The organism is Photobacterium jeanii, from assembly GCF_001650345.1.
Classification (GTDB): domain Bacteria; phylum Pseudomonadota; class Gammaproteobacteria; order Enterobacterales; family Vibrionaceae; genus Photobacterium; species Photobacterium jeanii.
This window is the reverse complement of record NZ_LVHF01000033.1, coordinates 282,973-299,651: the sequence shown is the minus strand read 5'-3', so window position 1 is coordinate 299,651 and position 16,679 is coordinate 282,973. Positions and strand designations below refer to the sequence as shown.

General features: G+C 44.0%; 17 protein-coding genes. 8 read left to right on the top strand and 9 right to left on the bottom strand.

All coding sequences use genetic code 11. The features are described 5' to 3' along the window. Positions 1-433 precede the first annotated feature (433 nt). A complete protein-coding gene (locus A3K86_RS18865) occupies positions 434-1,435 on the top strand; it encodes a helix-turn-helix domain-containing protein (RefSeq protein WP_198160446.1) in 1,002 nt (333 codons plus the stop codon). 188 nt (positions 1,436-1,623) lie between these two features. After that, the gene (locus A3K86_RS18860; protein ID WP_068335031.1) at positions 1,624-3,144 is read left to right on the top strand and encodes a phospholipase D family protein; all 1,521 of its coding nucleotides are present in this window, start codon (positions 1,624-1,626) and stop codon (positions 3,142-3,144) included. Between the two features lie 124 nt (positions 3,145-3,268). Here A3K86_RS18860 and hppD read toward each other — a convergent pair whose 3' ends face one another. Further along, entirely contained in the window at positions 3,269-4,354 is a 1,086-nt protein-coding gene (gene hppD / locus A3K86_RS18855; protein WP_068335029.1) for a 4-hydroxyphenylpyruvate dioxygenase, read from the bottom strand. 238 nt (positions 4,355-4,592) lie between these two features. Here hppD and A3K86_RS18850 point away from each other — a divergent pair, with 238 nt between their 5' ends. Then, positions 4,593-5,555, top strand: a complete 963-nt coding sequence (locus A3K86_RS18850; protein WP_068335026.1) for a CHAD domain-containing protein — start codon at positions 4,593-4,595, stop codon at positions 5,553-5,555. Here the strand turns inward: A3K86_RS18850 and A3K86_RS18845 are convergent. Further along, positions 5,544-6,026: a glutathione peroxidase gene (locus A3K86_RS18845; protein ID WP_068335023.1), complete on the bottom strand. Its 483-nt coding sequence runs from the start codon at positions 6,024-6,026 to the stop codon at positions 5,544-5,546. The two genes, A3K86_RS18850 and A3K86_RS18845, sit on opposite strands and share 12 nt — an antisense overlap. Positions 6,027-6,171: 145 nt before the next feature. On the opposite strand from A3K86_RS18845, the gene A3K86_RS18840 reads away from it, so the two are divergent. Beyond that, positions 6,172-6,729 carry a hypothetical protein gene (locus A3K86_RS18840; protein ID WP_068335021.1) on the top strand — a complete coding sequence of 186 codons (558 nt, stop codon included), beginning with the start codon at positions 6,172-6,174 and terminating at the stop codon, positions 6,727-6,729. Positions 6,730-7,289: 560 nt separating this feature from the next. On the opposite strand, the gene A3K86_RS18835 is transcribed toward A3K86_RS18840, so the two are convergent. The 6 genes from A3K86_RS18835 to A3K86_RS18810 all read right to left on the bottom strand — a co-directional run bounded on the left by A3K86_RS18835 (position 7,290) and on the right by A3K86_RS18810 (position 11,579). Then, entirely contained in the window at positions 7,290-7,568 is a 279-nt protein-coding gene (locus A3K86_RS18835; protein ID WP_068335018.1) for a hypothetical protein, read from the bottom strand. Positions 7,569-7,976: 408 nt separating this feature from the next. Next, on the bottom strand, positions 7,977-8,510 hold the full coding sequence (mog, locus tag A3K86_RS18830) for a molybdopterin adenylyltransferase (protein WP_068335016.1): 534 nt from the start codon (positions 8,508-8,510) through the stop codon (positions 7,977-7,979). 133 nt (positions 8,511-8,643) lie between these two features. Then, entirely contained in the window at positions 8,644-9,177 is a 534-nt protein-coding gene (locus A3K86_RS18825; RefSeq protein WP_068335014.1) for a GNAT family N-acetyltransferase, read from the bottom strand. Positions 9,178-9,237: 60 nt separating this feature from the next. Continuing rightward, positions 9,238-9,675, bottom strand: a complete 438-nt coding sequence (locus A3K86_RS18820) for a hypothetical protein (protein WP_068335011.1) — start codon at positions 9,673-9,675, stop codon at positions 9,238-9,240. Positions 9,676-9,887: 212 nt separating this feature from the next. Further along, complete coding sequence (locus tag A3K86_RS18815) at positions 9,888-10,238, bottom strand: hypothetical protein (RefSeq protein WP_068335008.1); 351 nt, start codon at positions 10,236-10,238, stop codon at positions 9,888-9,890. A gap of 108 nt (positions 10,239-10,346) precedes the next feature. After that, positions 10,347-11,579, bottom strand: coding sequence for a serine hydrolase domain-containing protein (locus tag A3K86_RS18810; RefSeq protein WP_232322030.1), 1,233 nt, complete (start codon positions 11,577-11,579; stop codon positions 10,347-10,349). 146 nt (positions 11,580-11,725) lie between these two features. Between A3K86_RS18810 and A3K86_RS18805 the strand changes: the two genes are divergently transcribed. Further along, a complete protein-coding gene (locus A3K86_RS18805; RefSeq protein ID WP_068335005.1) occupies positions 11,726-12,616 on the top strand; it encodes a LysR family transcriptional regulator in 891 nt (296 codons plus the stop codon). Positions 12,617-12,713: 97 nt separating this feature from the next. Here the strand turns inward: A3K86_RS18805 and A3K86_RS18800 are convergent, their stop codons facing one another. Further along, positions 12,714-13,892 carry an MBL fold metallo-hydrolase gene (locus tag A3K86_RS18800; protein WP_068335001.1) on the bottom strand — a complete coding sequence of 393 codons (1,179 nt, stop codon included), beginning with the start codon at positions 13,890-13,892 and terminating at the stop codon, positions 12,714-12,716. A gap of 110 nt (positions 13,893-14,002) precedes the next feature. On the opposite strand from A3K86_RS18800, the gene A3K86_RS18795 reads away from it, so the two are divergent. From A3K86_RS18795 to A3K86_RS18785, 3 genes are all read left to right on the top strand, one after another. After that, complete coding sequence (locus A3K86_RS18795) at positions 14,003-14,617, top strand: TetR/AcrR family transcriptional regulator (protein WP_068334997.1); 615 nt, start codon at positions 14,003-14,005, stop codon at positions 14,615-14,617. Positions 14,618-14,877: 260 nt separating this feature from the next. Further along, on the top strand, positions 14,878-16,044 hold the full coding sequence (locus A3K86_RS18790) for a glutathionylspermidine synthase family protein (protein ID WP_068334994.1): 1,167 nt from the start codon (positions 14,878-14,880) through the stop codon (positions 16,042-16,044). A gap of 46 nt (positions 16,045-16,090) precedes the next feature. Then, positions 16,091-16,630, top strand: coding sequence for a GNAT family N-acetyltransferase (locus tag A3K86_RS18785; protein WP_068334990.1), 540 nt, complete (start codon positions 16,091-16,093; stop codon positions 16,628-16,630). Positions 16,631-16,679: the final 49 nt, after the last annotated feature.

Genomic DNA, 16,679 nt, shown 5'->3' with positions numbered 1-16,679 from the left:
AACAATAAGCACACCAACAGAACACAATTTAGCCGATAAAAATCAAACTGTTACAATTAATTCCTGTTAAGCATGAAGCCTTTATTACTTATACAGCAAAGAGCAGGCAACAAGGCGCTTTCAAGCACAACCTCTCCCCTTAGCAATATTGTCTCCGCTTACTTATTTTCCGCACTCAAGTAGCACAAAGAAGCCTCGCTACAGTAGAAGCTGAGCAACTAATAACCAGTTATGAAAGCAGTGTGTAAAATTACATCTGGAAAAGCCTCCAGACCGCGATTTATCAAGGGTTAAGACCAGTTTTGCGGTATGCTTTCGACCTTTAAATTTTCAGCCTGTAGGTACGCCTGCAAGCGGGTCACCCCCATTTAACATAACCATGATGATGTACAACGACACACTACCTGTAAGGTATCCGAAAGGACCGTTCGCAATGTGGACGGTTTATAGCTTTACCAGCGCCTCTATTTTGGCTTCGATTGTTTTCTCGCTGCTGCTGTTCTTATCCATTGACGAAGATCCGCTGATGCAGTTCTTGTTCGGTGGCTTAGCTGTCATTTTTGAATTAGGTAAGTTCTTCGCGTGGTATGAATTTGGCGAACGCCGTGCGCGTCGTAACTATACCGGCGCCTTCTCAGCCTTTGCGTTCTATGCTGTGCTGGCAGCCATCTCAATTGGTGGTTCAATTGGTGGTATTAACAGTGCAACCAACCAAGCGCAAAGCCACGTTAACGTACAGCAAAGCAAAATCAACACATATAACATGCAGATTGACGCGATTGAAAAGCAAATTGCGCTTAACAATGTTGCCGCTGAGAAATACATTCAGATGGAGCGTATTGCGACCGGTGTTGCTCGCATTCAAAAAGCCAACGATGTACTACGTCAGCAGCAGCAAGAACTCGCCGTTAAACGCGATAGCCTGCCAGTTGTTAGCCAAGGCTCTGTGTTGGGTTTAATTGATAGCTTAGCGAAATCACTTAACGTACAGACCCAAACCGCTCAGCTTGGTTTGGTTGTTTTCTTGTCGGTACTACTCGATTTCTTCGCGGCATTCTTTGTAGGGCTAATTGGTGAAGAGTTACGTTTTCGCAACCAGTTCCGTCGTATGAACCCAATTACAATTGATGCTTACAACCAACCGGAGCACAAAGAGCCTGAACTGCTGGCGCCTGTACACACCACCAGCACAAACAGTGATGCAGAAGAGCCACAACAAACGGCACCAGCAGAGCCTGAAAAACCGAAGACGCCTTACGAGCAGGTGTTTGAAGCATTAAACGAGAACCAAGTAACCTGTACTAAACGTGCAGTAGTGCGATTCTTAAAATTAAGCGCTGAAGAAGTGGACGATATTTTCAAGCAGTTTATGGAAGAAGGTATTGTTAGTAAGAAACCCAATAATCACTATCAGTGGCACGGTTTACCGAGCTAAGCATTATCACTAACCTTCATTATTGAAATTAAGCCTGCAATTGCAGGCTTTTTTAATGCCTAGAGAAATGAAACAGGAAATCACTCAACTTACGTAACAAGTTATCAACTACGCTGCCAGATTCTATTAATGATAAAAGTACAGCGAGTGCTACACTTACGTTTTTCAGGCTCAACAATCATAGGTTAATGAACAGATTACCTTTTCGTGCTTTCGCCTCAGGCTTCTTGCTGCTTTTATCTGGTTGTAGCACCACCTTACCTGAGTTACCCAAATCTGCGAGCTACGCGCTCCCCAGCGACAGCAAGACCAAACTTGCTCAATACACCCAGCCTATTGTTGAACCTTTCCCTGAACTAACAGGGTTTCACCCCCTTGCCGATGGCAAAGATGCCTTTATTGCCCGCTTAGCCGTCATTCAAGCCGCCGAGCAATCGCTAGATGTTCAGTACTACATCTATCGTGACGACATCACCAGCACCATCATTTCCATGTATCTGTATCAGGCGGCAGAACGCGGGGTACGCGTTCGAATTTTGCTTGATGATATGCAAAATCGTAATGATGAAGACATGGTAAGTATTTCCGCTCACCCTAATATTGAAGTACGGCTCTTTAATCCTTTTTCACACCGCACAGTCAGGGCTGTTGGCTTTCTCAACGACTTCGACCAACTGCACCGACGAATGCACAACAAGGCGCTATTAGCCGATGGTATTTTTGCCATCACGGGAGGGCGAAATATCGGGGATGAGTACTTCTCAGCTAACGGTTCGGTAGAGTTTGGTGATTTTGATTTACTGCTCGTCGGCGATGTTGTCCCGCCAATAGCTAACCAATTTGATGTGTACTGGAACAGTGAGTTTTCCACTCCCATTGAGCACTTAGTAGGAAAAGGAAAACAGATACCGCAGCAAGAAATCAAACAATGGTATAACGAGCAATACGAGCATATTGCCGATTCCCCATACTTTTACGCGTTATCAAAACTACCTATTATCGAACAGCTCAAAACACAGGCGCTCCCTTTTTTCTGGGGTGAAGCCGAGCTGCATTACGATCTACCTTCTAAACTCTCAGCGCCAAGTACAGAAAACCCACTTCTCCACCAAATCTCAACCTTACTGGAACACACTCAGCATGAGCTGCTACTGATCTCACCGTATTTTGTACCAACAGAGGAAGGGGCAGAAGCATTAGCCCAAGCAGCACGTGACGGTAAAAAGATCACCATTATCACCAACTCACTCGCCTCTAACGACGTATTTGCCGTTCATGGTTGGTATGCCAAACGTCGCCAAACCTTATTGGCTGCTGGCGTTAAGTTGTACGAAACCAAGGTTGACCCTCAGGTTAATAAACAGCATTCATGGCTAGGGAGTTCACGTACCAGTTTGCATGCCAAAACTTACATTATGGATCGCGAGCAACTGTTCGTGGGGTCGTTTAATTTCGATCCGCGCTCGGCACAGTACAACACGGAAATGGGCGTGGTTATTGACTCACCAGTGTTTGCCGCCAAGGTTTATCAAGCGCTTGAACCAAACTTAAAAAAGAACACCTACCGTTTAGCATTAGATTCCAACGGTGATGTAGTTTGGATTGATGATCATAAACAGCAAACATTAACTAGCGAACCAGATGTCAGCTACTTACGCCGCTTTGGGGCTTGGTTTTCAGGAATATTGCCGATCGAAGATTTACTCTAATAGTCAGCACTTGAATAACTCACATTCTTGCCGCTCACTTGCTCCCCCTTCCCTTAGCAATCACCACCGCCCTCGCAGTGGTGAAAATAGGGCAATAGAGATACATTAACTTTTCACAGAGACTTTACTCAGATGGCGACTTGAGTACCCCGCGACGGATCTGATCAAGCTCGATCGATTCAAATAGAGCTTGGAAATTCCCTTCACCAAAACCTTGATTACCTTTACGCTGAATAATTTCAAAGAACACTGGGCCAATCACGGTATCAGTAAAGATCTGCAACAAGATCCCACTATCATCACCGTCGATTAAAATTTTAAGTTGCTGCAACTTAGCAATGTCTTCTTCATGACCTTTAACACGGGCGTTGATCTGCTCATAATACGTGTCAGGGGTATCCATAAAACCCAACCCACCCGCTTTAAGTTTGGCAACAGTGGCGTAAATATCTTGGGTGCTCAAGGCAATATGCTGGATCCCTTCGCCATTGTACTGATCCAAATACTCCGCAATTTGAGATTTGTCGTCACTTGATTCATTGATCGGAATGCGGATCTTGCCGCATGGCGCAGTCATTGCGCGAGATAACAAACCAGTGAACTGCCCTTTGATATCGAAATGGCGGATCTCGCGGAAATTAGCGATCTTTTCATAAAAGCTCGCCCATAAATCCATATTCCCTTGTTTCACGTTATGAGTAAGGTGATCAATCACCTCAAGCCCAGCGTCTGCCTGTGCTAGACGCTGCTGATAATCTGGATAGAAATCAAAGTCAACGCTATAAATATCTTGCTCACCATAGCGATCCACCAAGTAAATTAACGACTCACCAATTCCGTAAATGGCTGGAATATTTAGCTCCATAGGGCCTGCTTGGGCTGCACAAGCTGTCGCGCCTTTGTCGACCGCATAAGCCAGCGCTGTCATTGAATCTTGCACCCGAAAAGCCATCGCATTCACACTCGCGCCGTGAACGCCCGCAAAGCCTGCAGCTTGGGTATGCTGAGCAGGCTCCCCTTCACCGTTAACAATAAAATTGATGTCACCTTGGCGGAACAACCACACTTGTTTGTGTTTATGTTGAGCGATTTCCGCAAAGCCCATTAGGCCAAAAAGCTGCTTTAACTTTGCGACGCCGTCAGCGGTCGGTGCCGTGTATTCAACAAATTCAAATCCATCTGTCCCCAATGGGTTTGCCAGCGCATTCATATCATCACATCCTTTCGGTTGGTGTTATTAATAGGCTTAGCAATAGTCATTACACATTGAGAAGTTTCACCCTCAATAGCCTCTTCAACGCTGTAAACCAAAGTTGTAAACACTCATTGCCATCACTATTTCGCGCTGACCGATAATGGATTAAAACGCCTTTTTCACTCGTGTTTATTTACAATCGCATCAGCAATCGACGCCCACTTGGTATAGATTTATACATGGAGGTGGCCGCATGAATGTAACGCGACGAGATACGCTTAATTTACCGAAACGCAAATCACGTAAAGTTAAACTGGTCGCCGATGCCACATTCTTACCTCTGCTCCAGCAATATCTGCAAAACGAAATCAGTTATGCCCGTCAACATGAAAAAGGCATCATTCGTGATGATGACACGGAATTTCTTCATCAATACCGAGTCGCACTTCGCCGTGTTCGCGCCTTGCTCAAGTTGCTCAAACCTTTTTGCCCAAACAAAGAGCAACAAGCCATCACCGAACAGCTCAAGCAGTTCATGCAACGCACTAATGCTCTGCGCGATTTAGATGTGTATCTCATGAAAATGGATGACTACTTTGATTATTTAGACCATCCACACCATCAAGGCTTAGCGCGATTTTTTGATGATATTCAGGATGTACGTAAAGCTAGCTTTAAAGATCTGAAGCGTTGGTTAAAAAGTGAGGATTACCAAGCTCAATGGGATGAGTTATTGCCTATGCTTAACCAACCTTGGCAACAAAAGGCGGAGAAAAACAAAGAAAAGCCCCTTTGCTTACCTATTGCGAAACAGGTATTAAATAAAAGCCAAACTCAAGTCTGCCAACGGATTTTAAGTATTGATAACAAAAGCGAAGATGCCGTTATTCACCAACTTAGGATTGATTGTAAAAAGCTTAGGTATAGTTTGGAATACTTCGCCCCCTTATTACATCAAGCGACGGTGAAAACGCACCTCAAGCATCTCAAAGTCTTGCAAGATAAGCTGGGCGACTTTAACGATTCAGCGGTACAGCAGAGCTTTTTAAATACCTACCGAAATAATAAAAAGCCCAATAGCCATCGCTATCGGGCAGTTTCTGAATTAATCACTTTAACCGAGCAACAACACCTTGCCAGCAAAGCTGACATTTTAGGCCAGATCAGCCAAGTAAACGCTTATCTGTCGACCAAAGGTGAACGACTATTTCGCTAAGGCGCGCACAATGTCCGCTTCCATTGAAGCAGGGCTTTTCGTTGGAGCGTAACGTTTAATTGGCTCACCATCACGACCAATCAAAAACTTAGTGAAGTTCCATTTGATCTTACGACCAAACGTACCCGGCAGTTTCTGAGTCAAAAATTGAAACAGCGGATGGCTCTCAGCACCATTAACATCCACTTTGGCAAACATTGGGAATTCAACCCCATAATTAATTTGGCATGCTTGCTCTATAGAATCGTTTTCGCCTGGCTCTTGCCCGCCAAACTGGTTACAAGGAAAGCCTAAAATCACCAATCCTTGGTCTTGGTATTTAGCATACAGGTCTTGTAAGCCTTGGTATTGTGGCGTAAAGCCACATTCACTCGCCGTATTGACGACCATTACCACTTTATCTGCGAAAGCAGACATATCGATCGCTTCACCACGAATACTATCCGCTGAAAAATCATAGAATGTTGTCATCGTCTTGTCCTTTGACTTTCTCTTGTTGCGATTAACTCTAGCAGCTTCATTCCCTAAGTTGGAGTTTTTACTCAATAAATGCCAAGCCAGCTTGTGTTAGTATCACGTTTATACCTATGACTGACGCGAACCGATCACCAATTTTATGTCAAACTCATCTTCATCCTTACTTCAGCAAGCCTTAGAACAAGTTGGGTTACCACGACTGGCATTATCAGAAACCCAGCAAAAACAACTCACTGACTTTATTGAGAATCAACATACTTTTTTTGAGCGAGTCTGTGAACAAAAGCGTGATAAACACCAAACGGACTTACTGCTCGGGCTATTGACTAAGGCACAGCAACAAACAGAACTAGCTTATAGCCAAAATGCTGAAGCCATACAGCGCATGCAACAAGTGTTTAGCGAGACTATAGGTGAAGAGCAAAAAAGTAAGTTCATCTCGCAAGATCACAACCAATTAGCGCTTGAAACTCACCTGTGGCTATTAGTGCAAGGCTACTGTGGGATCGATTTTAGCTATGCCAATGAACAAGCCCAACGCGTAGCGGAATTACTTACATCGAGCGATGAGGCACAAGCATTACGTAGCCAATTTTTAGCCAGTTATTACCATGGAAAAACAACAAAAGACAATAAACAGCCATCAGAAGCAACAAGCTCACTTTGGCAACGCCTGGAGAGATTTTTTGGGCGCTAAGCAGTCTTATAAGTAAGACTTTTCTTAAGAGTAAGCCGCCAAGAAGCAGCCTTTATAAGGCATAGGTGTACAGGTTGTTTATTTTCGGCTTTTAGGGGTGAATTTTTCTTCAACCCTAAGTTTTTAACAATAAAGTCATTTAACAAAAGCACATACAAGTTTTACAAAGTTGATCATTGTGTGTTTTTTATACACAGATATACTTCTGCTCAAGCTTTAACCAAGTATGTTGTTCCCTAAGTTATATTTCCCTGCCCGCTCAGCTTTAGAGCGGGCTTTTTTTTGCCTGCCAGAATTGTATTTTCACACACAAATTCAAACCCGCTAGCAAGCTAATAAAAGCTATCTACCGCCAAGATAAACGGGAATTACCCTACTTTCTTAAGACAAAAGCCCCCCACTACGCTCTGCCTATGTCAACGTATACGGCACAAATAAGCCTAATAGGTTGATGAATCATCCAGCTAAGTCGCGTAGTAAAAACTGTCTATTGTCTACCAGACCCACAAATCTATCATTGTGAGTTGGAAGCTAATCTCTATCGAGCTATGTCAGACCAACTATAAATTTCGCCATTGCCCTCTCATCAATATAAAACCAATGAAAGAGAGGCAAGCGCCTGTGATAAATATGACAGTATTTTTTTGTTTGGCTTGTGCGGCAATTTGCTCTGCACTACTTGCATCGAAGAACTCGTGACCACCAGCAGCTAACAAACCGCCCATATCAGCCACAACTTGATGTTGGCCTAGCATGTCACCGAGAGAGATACCGCCCCATAACAATGAAGCCATACCGATAAGAAGAGAAATAAAGCCCCAGCTTTTCTTGAAATCCATGAGGAAATCCTTGAATGCGATACCGAGTTAGGGCACTCGGTATAATTGATAAATTCCTCGATTGTTATAGCGTAAAAATGACTAATTTCTCAATGAAGGTGATCGGTAAATTTCAAATTTGCCAAGTTTAAAAAACTTTGTTTTTTAATAATTTAGAGCAAGATCAACTTTTCTTTTTCTACAAGATAATAGAACGGTATTTTTTATCTAAAAATCACAACAGACATGACATTTAATTGCGACTAAATTTCCCCAACAATATTAACTCACAGCCTAATTATTCATGGGTCTTTATTTCTTTTTATTGGCGTCATAAAGACAAAAAGCGCACCTAAAGGCACGCTTTTACATTCACATCATGACTCGTTTTATTACGCCATCAAAATATGATGGGCAAACAAGTTAAGCTTATTTTTGCTTAGGACGGAATGGTTTGATCACAGACTCATCGCACTCAAGGAATGGACCTTCCATTAAGTCGATGCAGTAAGGAATCGCAGGGAATACCGCATCTAAACATTCACGAATAGATTTAGGCTTACCCGGAAGGTTCACAATTAAGCTATCACCACGCAGACCTGCTGTCTGGCGTGATAGGATTGCTGTTGGTACAAACTTCAGAGATTCCGCACGCATTAGCTCACCAAAACCAGGCATCATGCGATCACATACCGCTTCTGTCGCTTCTGGCGTAACATCACGCTTCGCAGGACCTGTACCACCTGTGGTGACGATAAGACTACAGTTGTCTTCGTCAGCCATTTTGATCAAAGTGGCTTCAATTACGTCTTGTTCATCAGGGATCACTTGGTAAACAGGTTCCCACTCTGAAGTTAGGTAATCGTTTAGCGTATCGATAATCGCTTGGCCTGAGATATCTTCGTACACGCCCGCACTTGCGCGGTCACTCACTGTCACGATACCGATCTTTGCTTTTGTCATTTTTTATCCCTCTGGCTGTTACACCATCTCGATGATCATTAACGCAATGCTATATAGAAAGACGGGCTATCACAAGTCGATAGCCCGCTTTAATCTCAGCTTTTACCACAAAGATGCAAATAATAGTCAGGTTTTATTCGACTTTATGCAGCCCATAAACCGCGTGGTCCAAAATACGCTCACCGACACGTTCTTTATTGGTAATGATCCCTTCTAAAGTCATGCCTAAACGTTCACACACACCTCGGCTCGAGTAGTTATCTTTTGCCGCCGAAATCTGCACTTTTTCAAACTTGAAGTGATTGAACGCAATATCGATCATTTTCTGGCAACAACGGGTCATGATGCCTTGACCTTGATAGCTTTGATCAAGCCAATAACCAATTTCAGTCATCTTTACATCGTGACGCATTTGGTTGAAAGCAATATTCCCTACCAGCACGCCTTGATATTCAATAGCACAAACCATGCTCTTGCCGTTGGCATAATCTGTTAAGGAGTTTTTCACAAAGGCTTTAAAATCATCTTCCGTTTTAACATGTGGCGCCCACGGCATCCATTGCGATAAGTAATCACGATTCGCTTCAACCACAGTCACATACTTCATTGCTAGCGCAGGGTGCACCAAAACCAACTCTAATTCTTCATCCACTCGAACTGAAAACATCGAATTCCTTATTTTTCCGCTACCAACTAAAACCAGAAGTGACAACGTCACTTGTTATCGCTATTTAACTTGCGCTAATTTCAAATAAGCATGCAATTGATTGTTCTTATATTCAATCGCCGAATGAATATTAACTTGGCGATTAGCAATCACACTGTATCGGTAATCATGGTCGTTGGCTGTCAGTGCAATATGGATCACCCCATCCTCTAATCGCCACACCCCTTGAGCATGTTGGCGACGAAACAAAGTGAATTCATCCACTGTGCCATCAGAATGGAAGACGAGCTCAGTAACATGGCCAGCCGAGCACGTTTTTAACCAATGACGGCATTGCGTATCAGCAGGGGTAAAATCACGTTTATTTTCCAGCCATAGGTGAAACTCCGCCATTTCTTGGCTCGTCATGGCAGGTAGTTGATCAACCTCAAGCAGGCGTACCCGATCCGATTCACGGTAGAACAGTTGCAACTGCTGACGTTGTGTGTGACTCGACATCCTTTTCTCCTTGCGGGCAACTTAGCAAACACAATCATACTAATGAGGAAAGAGGAAGTTCGCACCCGCGAAAGTGTGAAAAGTACAGCGAGATCAAATATTGCTCACAGTCCAAAGACTTAACGCCTTCGACTTTAATATTCAAACCATAAAAATGCCCCCGAAATTCGGAGGCATTACGCGCTAAGAACCTAAATAAAATAAAGTCGATATTAGCGACGTTTAGGCTGCTGGTAAGTACGACCCGCAGCTTGGTAAGTCTCTTTTTGCTTAATTTCAAACATGGCGTAGAAGAACCAAGACACAAACACCAGTACGTCATCACCTTGGTTCATCACATATTCAACGAATTCTTGGTCTTCACCTTCTTCGTTCTTTTCCGTGAACACGTGGTAAATACGTTGTTCACCTTCAATCTCAGCCAAGCTAAATTGACCTGTTAGCGATTGAGCTGCTTCTGCGACTTCTTGGTCTTCAACTTGTTTTAGCGCTTCTAGCGCCTGTGGTAAGCCTTCTAATTGGCTTAACTGTTTTACCAAGTCTACAAATTGATCTTGTTGCATTGTTCTAAACCTTATCGATAGATATGCGCCATTTTATACCATTCTTATCGCGATGAAACACAAAAACGGAGCCCTTTGGCTCCGCCTTATCATGATGTGCTATTTTGCTTATTTGCGTAACATTTTGATAATTGAAGTCATACGCTCGCGTGACTCCAAGAATTTTTCAGGTTCGGCATTAACAGCCCAATCTTGGAAAGTCACGACAGAAATGCCAGATTCTAAATCGCTAAAACCAATTTGACCGAATGACCCGCTTGAGTACAACAGGTTATCTTTTGCAACATAATAGGTTTGCGAACCATAGGTCACACCATCAAACAAAGTCGCTGCAACTTCATTGTCTTGAATAAGCTTTTTATTGGCATCAGTTACCGAAGCATAGTAACTCTTTGGAGCATTACCTTGTGCAATCCACTGATGAAACAAAGCATAATCTCGTACCGTTAAACTAATGCCGTAGCTTGGTGAAGCTTTTCCATCGCTTGCTAATGCAATTGAGCCCGCACTATTACCACCGTATTCATTAACCAAGTTTTGCATTAATTGTTGGAATGACTGACCCGACACTTGTTCTGCTATTAATGCCAAGGCATCGGTATTTTTATCAGTGTAGTTCCACGCAGTACCCGCTTCTGCTGCTTTTCGTGCTGCCTTGATCGATTCGCGATGGCCTATACCTTTACCTTGCTTCAAGCCAATTTCCACTTCCCACTCGTAACCCGGTTTTCCTTTGGTGTGAAAATCTAATAGTGTCGCAGCACCGCTGGTCATATCTAGCACTTGTTGTACCGTCGCTTTACCAATTACTGTTCCCGCAAAGTCCGGCAAAATGTTAGCAACAAGGGTATTGAGATCTAGCTTACCTTGGTCAACTAACTGATGAATAATCACCCCCGCAAACGACTTCGATGCCGATTGCAACAAGTTAGTTTGGTCAACATTAAATCCATTATCATAAAACTCAGCCAGTACCTTGTTGTCTTTTAGCACCACAAAAGCTTTCGTTTGCGTATCAACTAGCGACTGTAAGTAGCTCTTACCATTTGCAAATTCACCATTTAAGTCAAAACCATTCTCTTGTGTGTACAGCTTTGCTGGATTTGTTGCTGCGGTAAAAGAGGCTGATGACGTTTGTACATAGTCATCCCAGTTTGCACTAACATGCTTGTAATAAGGCCAGCGCTGCATGTTTTCAGGTGTTATATCTTGCGTTGTAAACGGCTTATAGAAATCTTGAGTATCAAAATTGCCACCAATAGCTGACGGTGATGCCATTGCAGTTCCAGAAATCATCGCAGAAATTACAGCAGCTAGAGTGATTGAAAGCTTCTTGTTCATCATCATTTCCTCGGGTTTAAGCTCGTATCTATCAAGGTGTTTGCCTTGGCTTGACGACATAATCCCAATAATTTTGAAATAGATTAAACTGCTTTCCATCGATACTATCTATACTTAAAACCTAAGTCCCTTTCACAAGTAACAATATGCTTAGCTCCGATTTACTTAAAAGTTTCATCGCCGCCGCAGATACAGGCTCATTTAGTGCTGCTGCCCGTCAGTTACAACGCCAACAAAGCACAATCAGCAGCAATATCGCCAAATTAGAAGATGAATTAAATGTTTGCTTGTTCGACAGAAAAGGAAAGTATCCACAAATTACAGATGCCGGACTGGCTTTATACGATAGCGCTAAACTCGCAGTAGAAAGTGCAGAACGATTTGCCAACAATGCAAACTTGATCTCACAAGGTTCACCTGTGGCTCTCACTGTCGCTATTGATGAAGATTTACCACTACCAGCCTTTAAACCTTGGTTACAAACAATCCACCAACGACACCCTATCGTGCAGTTCAAACTGCTGCGCAAAGCAAGCCATACCATTTTTGAGTTAATCAAGAACAATGAGATCGATTTAGCATTAACCCCGACTCTTGAAGGGAACTCGAGCTTTTATGAATTCAAAGCGGTAGGACACATCCCGTTCGTGTTCGCATGCGGGCAGCGACATGCATTCAGCCGTCAGCGACGAATTAGCAACGATGATCTGGCAACCGCCACTCAAATCATTGCCGCATCCATTCTCGACAGCCAACAACTCCAATCCGCTGCAATGTCTTCTCAACGTTGGTTCTGTGAAGGGTACGATGCTTTGCTCACTGCATTACAGGCTAATGTGGGCTGGGCTTTTCTGCCTGTCGATCACAGCCAACCGCTCCCTGAGGGGATCACCACTTTCTCCCCCGATTTTTCAGCCACTCACCATGACAGGCAATACGACATCATCTGGCCAAAAAGCAAAGTGTTATCAGAGGTAGAACACGCCATTATCCAGCAGCTAACGGATATCTTGAGTAAATTTAATCAGCCACGTTAGCACCACTAAAATCAGTCGCCAGATGTTGTAACGCCGCTAAAAAAAAGAGAGCACGTAATTGTGCTCTCTTTAAATGTTTATTGCCAAACGCTAGCTGCTACGATTGGTTTTCTGCATACTCATCAAGCAAGTGGTTATCTTCCACTTCACTGGTTTGGAGTTCTTGCCACCAGTAATTCGTTGTCACAGCTTGCGAAAAATCTAAGGTTTGCCCCACCATAGGGGTAACTAGCTGTGCTCCCCATTGGTTTGCTTCATCAATCAAATCATTCACAGGCTCATCCCAACGGTGTAAAAACAACTCGTAAGTCGACCAATGAACTGGGAACAGCTTTTCAGCTCGTACATCTAAATGCGCTTGCATGGTATGAGCGGCTTGCATGTGCCCCCAACCTTCCACTGGATAGCCTTCGCCCTGTTTGACATTGGCTGCCACTTCGATGAAAGACAAGTCAAATGGACCTAAACGCTCACCAATTTCTTTGAAATGCTCACCATAAGCGCTATCACCACTGAAGAACACGCTGCCCGCGTCAGCTTGAATCGCCCATGAAGCCCATAATGTCTTATTGCTATCGAACAAACCACGACCTGAGTTATGATTTGCTGGTGCCGCTGTTAGCGTCACACTATTGATCTGACGGTGCTCCCACCAATCCAATTCTTCGATCTGCTCAGGATCGACACCCCAACCTTCTAAATGACGACCAACCCCAAGCGGCACAATAAAGCGTACGCCTTGATCGGCAAAGTAACGAGCAGTCGATTCTTCTAAGTGATCGTAGTGATCATGCGAAATCAAGATCACATCCGGCAAAGGCAGATCTTCACGCGCAATCGGAGCATCGACATTACGTTCAAATAAACGCGAAAATGCAGCAGGAGCGGCATAACCAAACACGGGATCAATCAAAATACGCGTTTGATCAACCTCGATAAATAGCGATGAATGACCTAACCAAGTCACACGCAATGCATCACTCGCTTCTGCCAGTGCTTGGCGATCAACCGCCACATAAGGCAGTGACTGAGCCGGTTTTAGCTGACTACGCTCAGTAAAAAAGCGCCACATTACTTTTGCCATACTCTCATTACTTTCAACTTGCACGAGATTAGAAATCACCTTGCCATCTTTAAACTGTGGTGACTCGGCAATTCGCTGCTGACGCACGTCTTCGCTTTGTACCTGTGCGCCACTGACTGGATTACCGACCAAGCCTGTTAAGCCCAGAACGCCCAAAACAGAAACCAAAGATGTTTTTACGACTGTGTTCATATTGCAGCTAGCCTCAAAAGTAAACGCTGGTGTATACTTTTAGATAATAGTTAAATTCAGATAAAAGTAAACACCACCGTTTACCTTTTAATTCATCGGGATCATGGGTTATGGCGAAAGTAGCTGAAATAAAACAGGAAAATATTGTTCTGGCAGCAATAGAAATTTTCACTGAAAAAGGGCTAGACCAAGCCAGCATGGAGGCCATTGCCAAAAAGGCAGAAGTGTCTAAGCGTACGCTCTATAAATATTATCCGACCAAAGACAGCTTGTTTGGTGTGATAGTCGATCGCTTACTTATGAGCTGTAAGGGTATGAAAGCACTTAGCTTTTGCCCTAACACCGATATAAAAGAACAGCTTGTTGCGATTGCAGAAAAGGAAGTGGCACTGCTGTCTCAGCACGAGTTTCTCGCGCTATCGCGCATGGTGATGACTGAATGTGTTCGCTCACAAGAAGTCGCAGAGCTGATGATTGCGCGATTACAGCAGTTAGAAGGTGGCTATGGCTTAGAACAATGGATTAGCAGTGCCATTGACGCTAACAAACTTGTAGTACCCTACCCGCAAATCGCCGCTGAGCAATTCTTTGCCAGCCTAAAAGCTGTTGTCTTTTGGCCTCAAATTTTGATGCACCAACCGTTAGCCTCAAAAGAGCAGCAAACCATCGCCATTGAATGCGCCGTTAATCAATTCATTGCAGCCTATGCAGTCGCAAAAGCATAACTTAGCTCTAGCCAGTCTATTTTTACCAAAAAGCAGGCTCACTGGGCCTGCTCCAGTGCCAAGAAGACATAAAGCAAAATGATACTGCTAAATAAACAGTAAACTTCAAACGCTTTACTTGCGCTATGGTTGCCGAAAGTGCATATTCATTTGCTTATCAAGGTGATAACACAGCTTCGACGTCATCATCAGTGCCGCAATACATTGTGCTACGGCCTTTACGTTGACCTAAATCGGAGCCATTTAGATAAGGCTTTCCCATGCTTCGGATCAACGCAACTGAGCGCCCACACTGGCGGGCACTAGCAAAAGAATACGGTTTTGGTTTTCACTCAATGTACGACGACCCGTACTGGGATGAAACCGCCTACTACCAGTTTACTCTCAAACAAATCGAAGACGATCTTGAAGCCCCGACCGAAGAAATTCATCAAATGTGTTTGTCTATCGTCGATAAAGTGGTGAAAGACGAATACTGGCTACAACGATTCCAAATTCCCGAAACCATGTGGCAAAACGTCTTGGAGTCGTGGCAACGCCGTGAACCATCCCTGTATTCACGCCTAGATTTTGCTTATGACGGCTCAGGCTTTGCCAAGCTGTATGAAAACAATGCCGACACCCCAACCTCGTTGTACGAAACAGGCTTTTGGCAGTGGTTATGGTTGGAAGATTTGGTTGATAACGGTCAACTTCGCCGTGACGCTGACCAATGTAACTTGCTACAAGAGCTGCTGATCAATCGCTTCAAAGAACTCTCTAGCTTACAACCGGGGCAAACTATTCATTTTGCCTGCTGTAAAGATACCGTCGAAGATCGTGGCACAGTTCAATACATTGAAGATTGCGCCAAAGAAGCTGGGTTAACGACAGCGTTCGTCCACGTTGAAGACATAGGTATTAACGGAAATCATGAATTTACCGATCTCAAAGACAACCCTATCCGCTGGATGTTCAAGCTCTACCCATGGGAAGACATGTTCCGCGAAGAGTACGCACAATACTTAGCAGGTGCGAAAGTTAACTGGCTTGAACCTATGTGGAAGTCTGTCCTTAGCAACAAAGCCTTATTGCCTATGCTATGGCATGAGTTTCGTGGTCACCCTAACCTACTTCCAGCCTTTTTCGCCGACGATCGTGAATTATCGAGCTTAAAAGACTACGTCGTTAAACCGCTTTTTGCACGTGAAGGTGCCAATATCACCATTGTCCAAAACGGTAAGCAAACCTTACGCGTTGATGGCCCTTACGGTGATGAAGGCGTGATTTACCAAGCCTTCCATCCACTGCCAAAATTTGGTGATAACTATACGCTCATTGGTAGTTGGTTAGTTAATGAGGAAGCGGCGGGGATTTCGATCCGTGAAGATAGCTCGCTCGTCACGCAAGACATGTCGCGCTATATTCCACATATTATCTTAGATTAGCGATACTGATGTAATCACTCAGCATCCCACACTATGAGCGAACACAATGGCTGTGCAATTTACCACTCCGCGACTGAAAATTTACCAAGTACCAACTTCGAGAACAGGCAATGAAGACGCATTAATCGCAGCCATTCCGTCGCTCCTCACGCCAAATGTGGTGGCGCATCTGCCACCCTATTTTCATGGCATTGCCAATGCAGATCAGGCACAAGCTTGGCTTGATAAAATGCGCTCAGAAAGTCAGCTATTTATTATCGAAAGCCAGCAATCTGCTCGAACATCGGAAGCAAACGCGACTGACCATGACAGTCCAATCATTGGCTTTATGTTCATCTACAGCGAGCAACAAACTGCCCACTTAGGCTATTTGCTGGCTGAGCCATATTGGGGACAAGGGCTAGCACGTGAACTACTGACGCATTTAGTGCCTTGGGCAAAACAACAACATCAATGGCATAGCCTCGTCGGTGGCGTCAGCACTGATAACCCTGCATCCAGCCATCTCCTCACCAGCTTAGGCTTTACAAAGCAACCTCATGAAGCCAATGCGGATAAGGTGTTTTACTCCCTTTTACTTCAATAAGCTCAACCACTCTTGTGGTACATATAAAAAAGCCCCAACCAAAAGGTTG